Raw genomic sequence first — 14,836 nt, forward strand, 5'->3', positions numbered from 1 at the left:
AATTAGTCTATTGACACACGATATTTTAATGTGATATAATCTTCAAGCGACTCAAAATTCAAAGCCGCTTTGCCGAAAATTTGGCAAAAAAGTTTAGGAGGGTTAAAATGGATCAAAAACGATCAAAAAATCTGAAACGTGTTGTTTCAGGGCTGTTATCATTAGCTATGATAACAACAAGTATGTCAGCAGTTTTACCTGCAAGTGCTGACGCTGCAAGTAAGCAGGAAGCATATCCGTATGCGATATTTGCTGCGGATGAACTGGGTGGCATTAAGCTTGACCTTAATTATCTGACGGTCAATGGCAACACTTGCACAAACGGTGTTTATTCGACAACTGCAAAGTATCCGAATGTAAATGGTACTATTTTGGAGAACGAAGCACTTGCTGTTGATGAGATCGTCACCGATGATGAGAATACCACTGATGCACAGGACGGCGCTAAGGCTTTCGATGTCAGCAGGGATATGATCTATATCCACAACAAGCTGATGACAAGCTGGTTCAATAATAGCCGTAATTTTGATAACGACTATACGCTGTCAGAGATGAACATCAACCTCAATTCGCCGGTGTATGTTACAGGCAAGATGTCATATAACGGCAATGTTGCACTGAATACTGCAATCGGTGCGGTTTCCGATGTTACTCTCAGCGGCGGAAATCTCAACGGCAACAATGCTGTTATCTATTCCAAATTCGGTGATATAAATATCGATGAAAGTCAGGCTTCGATGAACGGTCTGATCTATGCGCCATTTGGTACAGTTACCATCGACTGTGACAATTTTAATCTGAACGGTATCATAATCGCACAGAATGTTGTTATTAACAGCCGCTATGGTGCTAACATCAATTACAGCAACACATGGGCAGAATTTGTAGGTACTGAAACCGAAGAACTCAGCTGGACTTTTGCTGACTGGAAGTATCTTGCAGATACTGACAAAGACGGTCTGCCTAACCTTATCGAAAAGGAAATAGGCACAAAGCCTTATGAAGCTGATACCGACGGTGATCTTTTGCCCGACGGATATGAAGTGCTTTCTCTCGGTACTGATCCTTTGAAAATCGATACAAACGATAATGGTGTATCAGACTACGATGAAGATTTTGACACAGACGGTCTTTCAAATGGTCAGGAATACGAGATCGGCACAAGACCTTTCAATGATGATTCCGATGGAGATAACCTCAAAGACGGTGATGAAGTTAATACCTATTTCACTGACCCGCTTGAAGTTGATACCGATAAGGATGGTCTGAACGATGATGACGAGATTTATTTTGGCACTGATCCCAAAGATCCCGATTCAGACGATGACGGTGAGCTTGACGGCAAGGAAAGGCGTTCTCAGACATTTACACACAAGGTTGAGAACGAAGATTGCGCCGTAACAGAAGTTATCGTTTCTATGGAGGGTACAGGCAATCTTCAGAAGACTACTACTGTTGAGAGTGTAATGAATAAGGATATGCTTTGCACAGGTGTAGTAGGACTTGTTGGTGAACCCTTCTCTATTGAAACTACTTCAAAGTATGAAAAAGCTACACTTACATATGTTATTGACAAGAGTAAGCTGGGCGATACAGAGTTTGACAACCTGCTGTTTTTATGGTATGATGAGAATAAGGACGAATTCGTTGAACTTGAAACCATACTTGATGAAGAGAATTCTACTGTCAGCATAAATACTACTCATTTCAGCAAGTATATGCTTGTAGATAAAAAAGAATGGTTTGATGCTTGGAAAAGAGCTTCATTATATTTTGAAGATGATTACGAACCGCTTGCAGCAGCAATTTGTTATGACTGCTCGGGAAGTATGAGCGGTAATGACAGAAACGGTTATAGAAAACTTGCAATTGATAATTTCATTGACTCGATGACATTAACTGACAAAACTGCTCTTATCAGTTTTGAAAGTAGCGCAAAACTTGTCAGCGGCTTCTCATATGATAAAGAAGAATTAAAAAGGCGTGTAGAACCATACAATGGCGGTGGCACTAATGTGCGTTCAGCAATTGAAGAGGCAGTCAAACAGCTCAGCAAAGTCGAGCATTGGTACACCAGACATATAATTTTACTTTCTGATGGCGATGTTAATTTAAAGATAGACCTTAGCAAAAACGTTGTCGATGATCTGATAAAACAGGCTGCTGAGAAGAACATAAAGATACATACCATTGGTCTTGGTTCGGATGCAGACAATCAGAAGCTGAAAGACTGCGCAACTTACACCGGCGGGGACTCTTTTACTGCTGCAACAGCAGAAGAACTGGATGCGATCTATAAGGATCTTTCAAAGAAAAACCATTTTGATCTGAAAACACTTCCCGATAAAGATAAAGACGGACTCCCTGATGAATTTGAGGTTTCGGGACTGGTCATTTCTAATGCACAGATTTTCTATACCGACCCTGAGATTCAGGATTGTGATAATGATGATCTTTTCGATGGACAGGAAATATCTATTGATAATATAAGATCAAAAGTTGTTGAAGTATATGATGGTTATAGCGGCAAGACCACTTATTCATCTGTATATTTTACTTATAATTCTGATCCTTGGGATGATGATACGTATAAAAATGGTCATGATGATTTATGGCTTTCTGAGTATGATCGAAACTTTAACACTTTAATCGAAAAAATCAAAATCCTTGAAGATGATATTAGAGAAATTAAAAATTCTGAGTTAATTTATGATCATGAGTATTATGAAATGTTCGACGATTCGATTATTACAATCAATGTTCTACGTTGCTTAAAGAAAAGATACGGTTATGATGGTATTATCAATAATCTTATGTGGTCGTATGCAACAGGATTTGATTGTGGAGAACTTAGAGAGGAGATTGAAAAGCGACACCATGGTCTTCTCGGTTATTTTCAAAATTTAAAATTCATCGACAGAGACGGCAATGAGATTGATTTTATCCATATGATGGCTACATTATCAGGATATCGAAATGAGCCACTGTTTGTGGATGTTCAACTCTCAGGATGGGCTGGAGACTTGCAGACTTTGATTTATGACATTAAAGTTCATGCTAATGAAGAAAATAGCAATTTAAACGAGGTAGCTAAGAAATATATTTGTTCTGACGAATCTGAGTACTTCAAGGAAGATGATATGTTCTCGGATATCGATGCTGATAATATTGTTCATTTATATAATCAGAGTGAATTGTTATCGGATGTATTGAAAGACTATTATAACAATGTTTATAAGGATCGATTTAAGATATTTGTGGATAACTATGGAGGAATTGAGAAACTTAAAGAAAAAGCAGATGAATTTACACATGGTAATGGTCCAGTTAAGCATTACTTTATGAAAGATAAGGCTGAGGAAGCAGCTTATACTCCGAAAATAAGAAAAAAATACGAGGAGAGTTTTGAAGGTTATAAATATTATACATCTTCAGATATGTTTGGAAATCCATTAACGTATTCCGTACCGATCTATTCCATACCTGATCCCAAAATTATAACACAAGAAGAAAGCGACGCTTTGACATATGCGTTTATCAACTATATAAAAGGAAAGTTATAAAAATATGTTGAAAAAATTTTTTATTTTATTACTGAGCTTTATGATATCTTTATTTCTGGTTGGATGTCATTCCGGACTCAATGATGAAGGCACAGTTACAACCCCAAATGGCGATGTTTTTGAAGTAAAAAGTAGATCTACTACAACAGGTAGAGTGTATTCTATAAAGGACGGAGATACACTTCTTCTTGAAGTAGGGGATGAGGAGATAAGAAGCTCTGATTTTGAGCTGATATACGATTCTGATAAAGTAAAAGCATATCTGTTTTATAGTCGCATTCTTGTTTCAATCGATAATGGGTCGTTTCGATTGGTTGACAACAGTTTTGATTTTGATGAAACACCCGAGGTCGATGATATAATCGCAGCAAATTTGCTTCGAAGCAGAGGAACGATTCTCGGATATTACGATATTTTCAAACAAAGACAGCCTCAAAAGTATACAAGCATGATAGAAGCATATAGGAATGAAAATTACTCCCAATTAAGTGAATTCGGATTGCCAACGAAGCCGGGTCCTAGGGAAACAATGATGTTCACACTGGATGATTATATTCAAAGTGACACAGAATCTAATTCGCCACAGATAGAACAATAGTGTCATAAACAAAGATCAATCATAGAACATAACAAATATGAAAGCCCTGATAGCATTCAGGTATTTACTAAACAATAATGCCCATACCAATCCAGTAATGGCATTATCAATTCATTATTCTTAACTCTGAGGTGCATTAAATGTACTTCAGAGTTTTTTGCTATATATAAATTTTAGCAAGTGAGGTATTTTGCTATATTATTATATGGTTATCCCCTTAACACACCACAAGTAAGATCACTGCACCAAAGCAGCCAAAAGCCTTAAATACGCACTGTTTCCCAGCTTACGACGGTTGAATTTGTAACAGTATTCGGCAGCATATAACGATGTGTGGATCTTTTCGTTTCCGTGGTAAGTTCCCATGATCATTGCTTTGAAGTTTGATATAGCTTTATGCATCCAATTCAGCTGACCGCTTGTCGGATCATATGTCTCAATAACATGGAAGTATTTCTGTGCCAGCGGTTTCTTGTAACTTCGAGCATTATCACTCTCGATCTTCGAGCCTGCGCGGATATTATCCCTGGCAAATCTACCTAGAGTTGGAGCACCGAGATACGTGTCATCAAGTTCAACGATCCCGTCGAGCAAATAGCGTTCTTCACGGCATTCAAAGGTGTGAGTAGACTCACATATATTGAAACACTGATCCATGCTACAAAAGATAATCCCGATCCAATTTATGATTTTGATGCCAAATTCTATAAGATGCCAAGCTATCTGCGCCGTGGTGCTATTAACGAGGCTATAGGCAAGGTATCATCTTACAAAAGCAATCTCGATAACTGGATCAAAGATCCGGTCGGAAGAGAACCATCGTCTCCAAAAGCAGGATATACATTCCCTTCTATGTACCGTACAGTAATGTACAATCAGACCGGTGATTATACTGCCCAGATCAAAGTCTACATCCGTAATACATGGGACTGGATAACGATAAACCTTAAAAAGTCTGATATGGATTATATATACAGACATTGCAGTTTTCGCAAGCAATGCGCTCCAACACTTCAAAAACGAGGCAAGGAGTGGTTTTTGGAATTTCCATTTGAGGAAAAGGTCAAACTTGCAGATATATCTGTGTATGAACAGACCATTGTTGCTGTAGATCTTGGAATAAACACCGCAGCTACGATTTCCGTAATGCTTTCAGATGGCACTATTCTTGGAAGGCATTTTTGTAAGCTTACCAAATAAACAGACCATCTGATGCATTGTGTTAACCGTATAAAAAAAGCTCAGCAGCATGGTAACTATAAAACACCAAGGCTTTGGGCAAAAGCCAAAGGAATCAATCACGACATTGCCACTAAAACTGCTGCCTGCATCGTAGATATAGCTGTTCTTTATAATGCAGATGTTATTGTATTTGAGCATTTAGACAAGAACGGTAAGGTCCGCGGTTCTAAAAAGCAGAAGCTCAAGCTGTGGCGCAGTCAGGAAGTTCAGTCTATTGTAACGAATAAAGTTCACAGACTGGGTATGAGAGTAAGCCATATCTGTGCATGGAATACGTCACGCCTTGCCTACGATGGCAGTGGTTTTGTACTTCGTGGTAAATTTGGTGGTTTCAATACCTATGAGCTATGCAAATTTCAAAATGGCAAGACCTACAACTGTGATCTATCTGCTTCGTATAATATCGGGGCAAGATATTTCATACGTGAAATATTAAAATCCTTGGATGAGAATTCAAGGTTGCTCATTGAGGCAAAAGTACCTCAATGCAGTAAGAGAAGCACCTGCACGTTCTCTACCTTAGTTAACCTGAATGCGGAAATTATTGCTCAAACAGCATAATTTTCTGAGTTCAGGCTGTATGGTAGAAACGTAGTCCGCCCACCTAAAGTGGGCGTGTCCGCTAGGACACTATTGGAAGCACGCGACTTTAGTCGTGTGAGGCTTCACAAGCACCGCCTGTTCTACACGCAGGGCGATTATGGACTTTGGCAGTGCAGTGAGCCGTGCCGACAAAAGACCTATGACAACGAGGAAACGGTCAGGGCGATGTTTGAGCGGCAGAAGGATATGCGTGTTCCGTCAGAGCTTGTTCCGCACTGTCCTGTCTGCGGAAAGCCTATGAGCATGAACCTCAGAGCAGATGACACCTTTGTCGAAGACGAGGGCTGGCACAGAGCAGCGGAGCGTTATGATGAGTTCCTGCGCCGCCATGAGGGACAGCATATCCTGTTCTTAGAGCTTGGCGTAGGCATGAACACGCCTGTCATAATCAAGTATCCGTTCTGGAAGATGACCTATGCAAACCCGAAGGCGGTCTATGCCTGCCTGAATTTCGGGGAGGCGTATGCACCTGATGAGATCAGAGGTCAGAGCATTTGTATCAATGGGGATATTCATAGTATTTTAGACAGGATATAAAATCAAGAGGCTGTTGCAACCGCAGCACCCTCTAACCATATCCGAACATCAGAGTAAAAAAACATATTAACTGGTGAAATAAGCTGTTTCAGAGCACACACCCCCAAGCCCTCTTCAAAAAAAGAGGACTCGGGGGTGTTATGTTCTGCTGGTTTTTATGCCGTTTTCAGTTCAAAAAGAGAAATTCCAAGTCGGTTTTCTGAAATCTTAGCAAAAAGCTTCTTTATGTTGTATGCAAGTCCCAGCAAAAGGAACTCAGTTCTGATGTTATTTTTCCCCCTGCACAGGAATCTTCTGAATCCTTTCGTTGGTTTAATGGTTTTGGCAATTATATTATACCACAAAAAGAAGAGCTTGGCACCTTGTAGGTCAAACGCCAAACGGCAAGCAAATTATTAAGTATATGAATATTATCTTTTGTTTTTGTAAAGATTGACGGTCATTATATAGTATTAACGGCATTTGATACAAAAGAATATTAACCTGAGTAATTAAGCTAAAAAAGTTCTGTAAATATAAAATCTACAGAACTCATTTTAATGTATAGAAAAATCCGATACCCTGTTTATTCGGGACGATACATAAGTATGCTTACGTTGAAAATCCCATTGTGGGTCTCAATGACCATTGACCCTTTATAACGCTTCACAATGTTCTGAACAGAACGCAGACCGATTCCATGACCTTCTTTGTTGGTGATGGGCAAATCATTCTTGTCCAGTTCAATCCTGCCGCGATAGGCGTTGTATATCGATATTACCAACGCTTTCGTATTCATCAGACCGATGCGGACACTCACAAGACGGTTATCGCCATCAAGTTCTGATGCCGCACGAATGGCATTTTCTACCAGATTGCCCATGACTGCGCACATATCCGATTCTTTTACGGGCAGGTCTTCGCCTAAGTCTATCGACCAGTTTATTGAAACTTCCTGAGATTTTGCGGCTTCGTCATAGTGGCTTGCAATAGCATCGACCGCCTGATTTTCGCATATCGCCTTATGCCGCTGGGAAATATGTTCAACCAGCGGGGCGAGGTATTCATTCAGTTTATAGGTCTGACCCTTTTTCAGATATTCATTTATAAGGAGTATATGCTGGCGAAAATCGTGACGAAGCTGAGAGGATTCCTGCAAATACTGCCTTGTTTTTCGGTACTGGTTTTCTTCCATACGAAAAAAGTCAAGGCTGCGTTGTAGATCAGCACGCTCGGTCATCTTTTTGGAAAGCCACCATAATATATGGTACAGAAACAAAGTGACAATCGGAATGGTCAGAAATATCACCAGAGTTATCCTGCGCAATCTGCCTATCATGACATTCTCGGCGCTGAGAGGATTTGTCCAGATAATGAGAACCGATGAAGTAAGCAGTACGATAGAAAGAACTTTCCACACATTATCGAGATCTTCGTTCTCAAACATTTCGGGGAACTTCTTAAATAGTGTTCGTGCAAAGACTAGCCCGACAGAAACTGTAACACCAAGACAGATAAGCCCCGAAGACAGGTTGTATACGTTATATTTGTTTCCAAGTTCCAGCGGCGCAGTCAGGAATGTGTTGTATGTGGTTGAAAACGCACACAGGAACATCGAATTTCCAAAGGAAAAAAGCTTTTGAAAAATAGATAGTTCAAAGCAGAAATTATATAGCAGAAACATCGCAACCATCGTCGGAAACAACAGCTTGTTGGTTGGAATTAGAAGCATCGAACACAGTATCGAACCACCCACAGTGAATATGCCAAGAACGATCGCAAGTGCGCCGAAGAGGAATGGCTTGTTTACCTTGCGGCAGCGGTACACAGGTATCACCGCCATAGCTGCGGCGGGTATGACCATTGCAAGCTCGGTAAAATATCTGATGGTCAGGCTGATATTCATATATCAAGCCTCCTGCGCATACGCGATGCGGCGTATTTCGTGAATTTTGCGAGAATATCCTTACGTCCGCGCCTGCGAACAGGATATATCATTTCATCCTGCATGATGATCTGGTCGCCCCTGACCTGTGATGCGTAGTCCATATTGATTATTACACCACGGCTGCAAAACAGAAAATTAGGCTCGTTTTCCAAAGCAGTTTCCAGTTCGCCAAAAAGCATGATACTCTGTTTGACTTCGCCCGTGATAAGTTTTAGATCCACCGAATGGTTGTTTGAAAGCACAGCGACAATCTCAGAAAGTGGTATCTCCAACACCTTATGAGGAATGCTGACTTTCAGCAGCTTGTCCTCAGCATCAAGATCGCGGATAGTCCTGTTCATTACCTCAGCAAAAGCAGCATACTCAAATGGTTTGCAGAGGTAACCTTTTGGCTGAGAAGAGAAGGATTGAAAAACAAAGTCCCGCGTGGTAGACATAAAAATAATACCCAGTTCACGGTCAGCAATGCGAAGCTGTTCTGCAAGGGTAAGACCGTCCATTTCGCCCATGCAAACATCGACGAAGATTATCTCGAACATTCCTTTGCGGTAGGTTTTAAGAAAATCCTCAGCAGAAGAATATTCCGCCGACCTGATTGTACAGTTGTGTCTGTCACGAAAGAAACGATCAACACTATTCTTTATTATAATGCGGTCGTGTTCCAAATCGTCCACGATCGCTATATTAAGTTCCATAAATTCACCTCTCCAGAGTTAATATAACTTAATATAAATATTATACCATAGTGACAAATAAAATACAAGAATATAAATGACCACTCACGCAAGTTTCATACAACTCACGCAATTTCTATTGACTTTTTAGCTTTTTTATATTACAATTCTTAGTATAGTGTTGGTTATGAAATTCATCTACTATTTGTTCAAATTTGCGCGAGCAAAGAAAATGATGTCCACCCACTACTCTATAATAAATGATAATATCATTATACAGATATTGAAGACCAAATTTATCGGCGTAAGATTTACATGACAGCGTTATAAGTACGCTGGTGCTAACTTTACCCAACGCCAAAAGCGATAACGTTGTCATGAATAGTCCCGCCGAAAGACGATTTGTTCCTTATGTGTAGATGATAATTATTTTTTGAGCAAATCTTAGGATAAATTATTGAATATATCTATAATTCATTAATATATCGCGATTTGCGACGAATCTTCATATTGTGTAAATGGATAAACTATGTACTCAAAGCAAGGTAGTTTTGAACTTGATGTAAATATTTACCGTTAGTTGTACAGTTAGTCAGTAATAAACGCCAAATCAGAAATACCAATTTCTGGTGTATATTCATCGCTAATATACAGCAATTTGTCAAGTTAATAAAAGTGTATCCTTTGTGGTAATTTGGGTATGCTTTTATAATATTAATAATCATTTTTTAAGGAGGAACTAGAAAATGAACGAAAGAAGAAGTATGAAAAAGGTTGCATCAGGTCTGATGGCACTTACAATGGCTGCAGGTATGCTCCCTGCTAACGTTGGCAGCTTTATAAGCCTGTCGGCAAGTGCTGATGAGGCAGAGCTGGTAGCTTACGTTGATGAGGAAGTTACCGCTGACGAAACTACCGCCGAAGCAGTTGAAGAAGTTGTTGCTGTTGATTACAGCGCACTCAGCGAAGGCGATTATGTTATCGAAGAAGGTGACGTTACCGTTGACAGCGTAGTTACTGTTTCTGGTGTAGTTAACCTTACACTGAACGCAGGTGCAACATTTACAGCTTCTCAGGGTATCGTTATTGAAGACGGTGCAGTACTGAACGTTTACGGCGAAGGCACACTCAACGCAACAGGTGCTCCCAATGAGGGTACCAACCAGTTTGGTCACAACGCTATCAAGGGTACTATAAACGTATACGGCGGCACTATCAACGCTACTGCAAGTGATTCTGCTCAGGGCTACGGCAGCACCGGTTGGCTGAATGGCAACTGGGGTATTCCCGGTGTAGCTGCTATCGACGGTGATCTCACTGTATACGGCGGTACTATCAACGCCAAAGCTGGTAACGCAGGCGACGGCGGAGATGGCTGGTATGCAGGCAGCGGCGGACAGGGCGGCTATGCACTGGCTGGTAACATCACCATTTACGGTGGCAACTTCAACCTCGAAGGCGGCAAGGGCGGCAAGGGCATGAAGAGCAGTAACCACTCCGGTCGTTATCCCGATGGTGTCGATGGTAAAGACGGTGCAGCATTCGATCCCAACTCTTCTGTATATGTTGATGGCAAGGCAGCAACTGTTGATAAGTACCACTATGTAACATGGAACTGGATTCTTGAAGATGACGGCACATACACCGCTGTTCCTAAGATGATCAGCCTGGACGACGGTGCTAGCGAAGCCGTTGAGAGCGAAGTTAACCTGACTTCTGTTTATTCCAAGGGTCTGACCATATATACTGCTACCGTTTTTGTTAACGGTAATGCATTCAGCGATTCCATTCAGGTTGAGGCAAAGGAAAAGCTCAACCCCGAGGTTACATACGAGAAGCGTCACAAGAGCGTAACTCTGAATTGGGAAAAGGTATACGGTGCTGAAAAGTACGGTGTAGTTGGCTTTATCAACGGCGAGTGGAGACTTCTGGAATCCGGTCACGGTACATCTTATAATCTCAAGAATCTGAAGCCCGGTCAGGAATACAAGGTAGCAGTAATTGCAATGTTCAACGGCGAGTGGAAGAGAGATTATTCCAAAGCTATCACTGTAACTCCCAGAGATGAAGAATATCCTACCCTCAGCAACATCGAATACAGCAGACAGTTCCATCAGTTCAAGCTGGAGTGGAATGAAGTTCAGGATGCAGAGGAGTATGGCGTAGCAGTTAAGATTGCTGGCAGATGGAAGATCCTTGCTTACACCAACGAGCTTTCATACACTTCACCTAAGCTGCTCGTTGACAGCACTTACGAGATGCTGATCTGCGCTAAGGTTGACGGTAAGTGGGATCTGGATAAGATCGATGACAGATCATTCGTTGTTACTGTACAGTAAGCAGACACCTCTTATAGATAGTTAACTGCGGTTTCGTTTGAAGCTGTAGAAGCAGAAAAAGTCCGGTATTCGGGCGGCGCACATAAACTGCTTTATGTGCGCCGCCCTAATGTCGGCTGCATTTTTGTTATATGATCTCAAAATGGTTCTTCCTGCACCGTATTAATCTGTCACGCTGCATCTTGCTGAGTTCATTGGAAAGCACCGAGCGTTCAACATTGAGGTAGTCCGCAAGCTGCTGACGGTCAAAGGGTATATCAAACTTACGGGAATGCTTCTGAACCGATACGGTATTAAGATATGCCATAATACGTCCACGCACCTGTCTCGGAGCAGTATGAAAGCTCCGGCTCGATAGGTGCAGATTTTTTCTCGTGGTGATAGTGAGAAGATTTGCAAGAAGTCTCGCCCTTATCGTATCGTTGAGGTCAGCGAGCGACTTCATGCTCAGAAAAACAACAGTGCAATCCTCAGCGGCGCAGACATCGACCAGCATAGGCACATCGGGCAGGAGTGCATAGCTTTCTGCAAAGAACTGTCCCTTACCTACAAGGTTGAGTATCGTGCGGTTTCCCCACATATCATTGCTTTCAATAGTAACGCTGCCTGTGGTCACAAAGCATAGTTTATCGGTGATTTCTCCCGAAGAAAAGATCATCGCACCTTTCTTATATTTCTTTTCGGCTGCATTAAGGGCTTTCATAAGCTCCGATATTTCGGTATCATCAAAGCCCTTGAACAGTATCGAATTATGCAAAACTGAAATATCCATATTTTTCTCCCAAAATGTTGTAATTACAACATACTTTCTCCTTTGATTATACTATAATGTAACTGATAAGTCAAGGAGGTATGGCTATGATACGAAAAATAATTGAGATAGACGAAGAAAAATGCAACGGATGCGGTCTGTGTGCGAAAGCTTGCCATGAGGGGGCTATCGCTATCGTAAACGGCAAAGCGAAGCTCATGCGTGACGATTTCTGCGACGGGTTCGGGGACTGTCTCCCTGCCTGTCCTATGGACGCTATCCACTTCACCGAGCGTGAAGCGGCGGCTTATGACGAGAAGGCAGTGCAGGCAAACAAACAGAAGAAGTCCGCTTGCAGCGGTTTCACCTGTCCGGGTTCTGCTTTGCAGAGCTTTACGCCAAAAGAAGATGACAGCGATGTTCGTGTTCCGAGCTGTCTGCGACAGTTCCCGATACAGATAAAGCTCCTGCCTACAAATGCACCTTATTTCAACGGTGCAGATCTTCTTATCGCTTCTGATTGCACGGCTTACGCCTACGGAAACTTCCACCATGATTTTATCCGTGGGAAGATAACGCTCATCGGCTGTCCTAAGCTCGATGCCGTTGATTACGCTGAGAAGCTGACAGAGATATTCAGGAATAACGAAATAAAAAGCATCACTCTCACAAGAATGACCGTACCATGCTGCGGAGGTATGGAGTATGCGATAAAACGTGCGATAGAAGCAAGCGGTAAGGATATTCCGCTCGAAGTCGCAGTCATTTCGCCGGACGGCAGTATCGTTGAGATAAGAAAATAATGGAGGAATATATCATGGAACAGAAAATGTTTTGCTATCAGTGTCAGGAAACAGCGGGCTGTAAAGGTTGTACCGCTTGCGGTGTCTGCGGTAAACAACCCGAAGTCGCAGTAATGCAGGACTTGCTTGTGTACGTTACAAAGGGATTGTCTGCGGTGACAACTCAGCTCCGTGCAGAGGGAAAGACTGTCGATAAGACTGTTAATCATCTTATCAGCGTGAACCTGTTTATCACGATCACCAATGCAAATTTCGATCTCGACAGCATTACCGCTAAGGTTACTGAAACACTTTCAGTCAAAGAAGAATTGCTCGGACAGGTGCAGAATAAAGAATCACTTTCCGAAGCAGCTCTTTGGAACGGTTCGGACTATGCCGAGAAAGCAAAGACTGTCGGCGTACTTGCAACAGAGAATGAGGATATACGCTCTCTGCGTGAGCTGATAACCTACGGTCTGAAAGGACTTGCGGCATATACAAAACACGCAAACGCTCTGCTGAATGATGATGAGGAGCTTGATTCTTTCTTACAGTCGGCTCTTGCTAAAACACTTGATGACAGTCTGTCGGTCGATGACCTTGTGGCTCTCACGCTGGAAGTCGGCAAGTACGGCGTTCAGGGTATGGCTGACCTTGATGCTGCAAATACTACAGCATACGGCAATCCTGAGATCACGACAGTTGATATCGGTGTCCGCAAAAATCCTGCAATACTGATCTCAGGTCACGATCTGAAAGACCTTGAAATGCTCCTTGAGCAGACAAAGGATACGGGAGTTGATGTTTATACGCACTCGGAAATGCTACCTGCGCATTATTATCCGTTCTTCAAAAAGTATCCACATTTCGCAGGAAACTACGGCAATGCGTGGTGGAAGCAGAAAGAGGAATTTGAGAGCTTTAACGGTCCGGTGCTGATGACCACAAACTGCATCGTTCCGCCGAAGGACAGCTACAAGGACAGGCTTTGGACAACAGGTGCCGCAGGCTATCCGGGCTGTAAGCATATTGACGCACCCTACGGCGAAGTAAAGGATTTCTCGCCGATCATCGAACAGGCTAAGAAATGTCCTCCGCCTACCGAGATCGAAACCGGCTCTATTATCGGCGGCTTTGCCCATGAACAGGTATTTGCACTTGCCGATACAGTTGTAGAAGCTGTAAAATCGGGGGCTATCCGCAAATTCGTAGTCATGGCAGGCTGTGACGGCAGAGCGAAGTCCAGAAGCTACTATCAGGAATTTGCTGAGAAGCTGCCAAAAGATACAGTTATTCTCACCGCAGGCTGTGCGAAGTACAAGTATAACAAGCTCGACTTAGGCGACATCGGTGGTATTCCGAGAGTTCTCGATGCAGGACAGTGCAATGATTCTTATTCTTTGGCGCTTATCGCTCTGAAGCTGAAAGAGGCATTCGGGCTTGATGATGTAAATGATCTGCCTATTGTTTATAATATCGCTTGGTATGAGCAGAAAGCAGTCATCGTTCTCCTTGCTCTGCTGTATCTCGGAGTGAAGAATATTCACCTCGGACCGACACTGCCTGCGTTCCTGTCTCCGAATGTGGCAAAGGTTCTTGTAGACAGCTTCGGCATTGCAGGAATTACAACCGTTGACGGGGATATGAGGATTTTCGGCTTATGAGAAGAAAAGACCGTGAAGTGACCGATCTCAGCGAGATTATAGAGATCATGAAAAACTGCGATGTATGCAGACTTGCTCTGAATGATGACGGCTTTCCGTACATTCTGCCGCAGGCATAAATTTTTTCTCGATACTAAAACTGAATGTATTTACAGA

General features: G+C 42.2%; 11 protein-coding genes and 2 pseudogenes. 9 read left to right on the forward strand and 4 right to left on the reverse strand.

What is annotated here, in order from left to right; translation table 11 throughout:
- The first annotated feature begins 107 nt into the window (after nt 1-107).
- Together N773_RS0116800 and N773_RS0116805 are read left to right on the forward strand one after the other, a co-directional pair.
- Nucleotides 108-3,563: a vWA domain-containing protein gene (locus tag N773_RS0116800; RefSeq protein WP_024858870.1), complete on the forward strand. Its 3,456-nt coding sequence runs from the start codon at nt 108-110 to the stop codon at nt 3,561-3,563.
- Between the two features lie 4 nt (nt 3,564-3,567).
- Complete coding sequence (locus N773_RS0116805; protein WP_024858871.1) at nt 3,568-4,161, forward strand: hypothetical protein; 594 nt, start codon at nt 3,568-3,570, stop codon at nt 4,159-4,161.
- A gap of 237 nt (nt 4,162-4,398) precedes the next feature.
- Here the strand turns inward: N773_RS0116805 and N773_RS0116810 are convergent.
- Nucleotides 4,399-4,776 (reverse strand): annotated as a pseudogene (locus tag N773_RS0116810) (transposase); the annotation flags it as partial.
- A gap of 6 nt (nt 4,777-4,782) precedes the next feature.
- Here N773_RS0116810 and N773_RS22805 point away from each other — a divergent pair.
- The 3 genes and pseudogenes from N773_RS22805 to N773_RS0116820 all read left to right on the forward strand — a co-directional run.
- Nucleotides 4,783-5,361, forward strand: a complete 579-nt coding sequence (locus N773_RS22805) for a hypothetical protein (RefSeq protein WP_207637793.1) — start codon at nt 4,783-4,785, stop codon at nt 5,359-5,361.
- A gap of 12 nt (nt 5,362-5,373) precedes the next feature.
- Entirely contained in the window at nt 5,374-5,964 is a 591-nt protein-coding gene (locus N773_RS22810; RefSeq protein ID WP_242840409.1) for a hypothetical protein, read from the forward strand.
- A 105-nt stretch (nt 5,965-6,069) separates the two neighbouring features.
- Nucleotides 6,070-6,543: pseudogene (locus N773_RS0116820) on the forward strand (Sir2 silent information regulator family NAD-dependent deacetylase); the annotation flags it as partial.
- Between the two features lie 565 nt (nt 6,544-7,108).
- Here N773_RS0116820 and N773_RS0116825 read toward each other — a convergent pair.
- Nucleotides 7,109-8,428: a sensor histidine kinase gene (locus tag N773_RS0116825; RefSeq protein ID WP_024858874.1), complete on the reverse strand. Its 1,320-nt coding sequence runs from the start codon at nt 8,426-8,428 to the stop codon at nt 7,109-7,111.
- Nucleotides 8,425-9,165 (reverse strand): LytR/AlgR family response regulator transcription factor, encoded by a 741-nt coding sequence (locus tag N773_RS0116830; protein ID WP_024858875.1) that lies wholly within the window; start codon nt 9,163-9,165, stop codon nt 8,425-8,427. Before N773_RS0116830 ends, N773_RS0116825 begins: the two co-directional genes overlap by 4 nt.
- 725 nt (nt 9,166-9,890) lie before the next feature.
- Between N773_RS0116830 and N773_RS21465 the strand changes: the two genes are divergently transcribed.
- Nucleotides 9,891-11,483 (forward strand): fibronectin type III domain-containing protein, encoded by a 1,593-nt coding sequence (locus N773_RS21465; protein ID WP_024858877.1) that lies wholly within the window; start codon nt 9,891-9,893, stop codon nt 11,481-11,483.
- Between the two features lie 127 nt (nt 11,484-11,610).
- Here N773_RS21465 and N773_RS0116845 read toward each other — a convergent pair whose 3' ends face one another.
- Nucleotides 11,611-12,255, reverse strand: coding sequence for a Crp/Fnr family transcriptional regulator (locus N773_RS0116845; RefSeq protein WP_024858878.1), 645 nt, complete (start codon nt 12,253-12,255; stop codon nt 11,611-11,613).
- Between the two features lie 86 nt (nt 12,256-12,341).
- Here N773_RS0116845 and N773_RS0116850 point away from each other — a divergent pair, with 86 nt between their 5' ends.
- Genes N773_RS0116850 through N773_RS21960 form a run of 3 tightly spaced genes read left to right on the forward strand, consistent with a single transcriptional unit; the run spans nt 12,342 to nt 14,799 of the window.
- Nucleotides 12,342-13,037 carry an ATP-binding protein gene (locus N773_RS0116850; RefSeq protein ID WP_024858879.1) on the forward strand — a complete coding sequence of 232 codons (696 nt, stop codon included), beginning with the start codon at nt 12,342-12,344 and terminating at the stop codon, nt 13,035-13,037.
- Nucleotides 13,038-13,051: 14 nt separating this feature from the next.
- On the forward strand, nt 13,052-14,680 hold the full coding sequence (hcp, locus tag N773_RS0116855; protein ID WP_024858880.1) for a hydroxylamine reductase: 1,629 nt from the start codon (nt 13,052-13,054) through the stop codon (nt 14,678-14,680).
- Nucleotides 14,677-14,799, forward strand: a complete 123-nt coding sequence (locus N773_RS21960; protein ID WP_347494349.1) for a hypothetical protein — start codon at nt 14,677-14,679, stop codon at nt 14,797-14,799. The genes hcp and N773_RS21960 overlap by 4 nt, the downstream gene beginning before the upstream one ends.
- Nucleotides 14,800-14,836: the final 37 nt, after the last annotated feature.

Source organism: Ruminococcus albus AD2013, assembly GCF_000526775.1.
GTDB classification, from domain to species: Bacteria; Bacillota; Clostridia; order Oscillospirales; family Ruminococcaceae; genus Hominimerdicola; species Hominimerdicola alba_A.

What these genes read in the sequence shown, in the direction of transcription:
- N773_RS0116800 (WP_024858870.1), top strand. Translation starts at nt 108, where the DNA reads ATGGATCAAAAACGATCAAAAAATCTGAAACGTGTTGTTTCAGGGCTG.
- N773_RS0116805 (WP_024858871.1), top strand. Translation starts at nt 3,568, where the DNA reads ATGTTGAAAAAATTTTTTATTTTATTACTGAGCTTTATGATATCTTTA.
- N773_RS22810 (WP_242840409.1), top strand. Translation starts at nt 5,374, where the DNA reads ATGCATTGTGTTAACCGTATAAAAAAAGCTCAGCAGCATGGTAACTAT.
- N773_RS0116825 (WP_024858874.1), bottom strand. Translation starts at nt 8,428, where the DNA reads ATGAATATCAGCCTGACCATCAGATATTTTACCGAGCTTGCAATGGTC.
- N773_RS0116830 (WP_024858875.1), bottom strand. Translation starts at nt 9,165, where the DNA reads ATGGAACTTAATATAGCGATCGTGGACGATTTGGAACACGACCGCATT.
- N773_RS21465 (WP_024858877.1), top strand. Translation starts at nt 9,891, where the DNA reads ATGAACGAAAGAAGAAGTATGAAAAAGGTTGCATCAGGTCTGATGGCA.
- N773_RS0116845 (WP_024858878.1), bottom strand. Translation starts at nt 12,255, where the DNA reads ATGGATATTTCAGTTTTGCATAATTCGATACTGTTCAAGGGCTTTGAT.
- N773_RS0116850 (WP_024858879.1), top strand. Translation starts at nt 12,342, where the DNA reads ATGATACGAAAAATAATTGAGATAGACGAAGAAAAATGCAACGGATGC.
- hcp (WP_024858880.1), top strand. Translation starts at nt 13,052, where the DNA reads ATGGAACAGAAAATGTTTTGCTATCAGTGTCAGGAAACAGCGGGCTGT.
- N773_RS21960 (WP_347494349.1), top strand. Translation starts at nt 14,677, where the DNA reads ATGAGAAGAAAAGACCGTGAAGTGACCGATCTCAGCGAGATTATAGAG.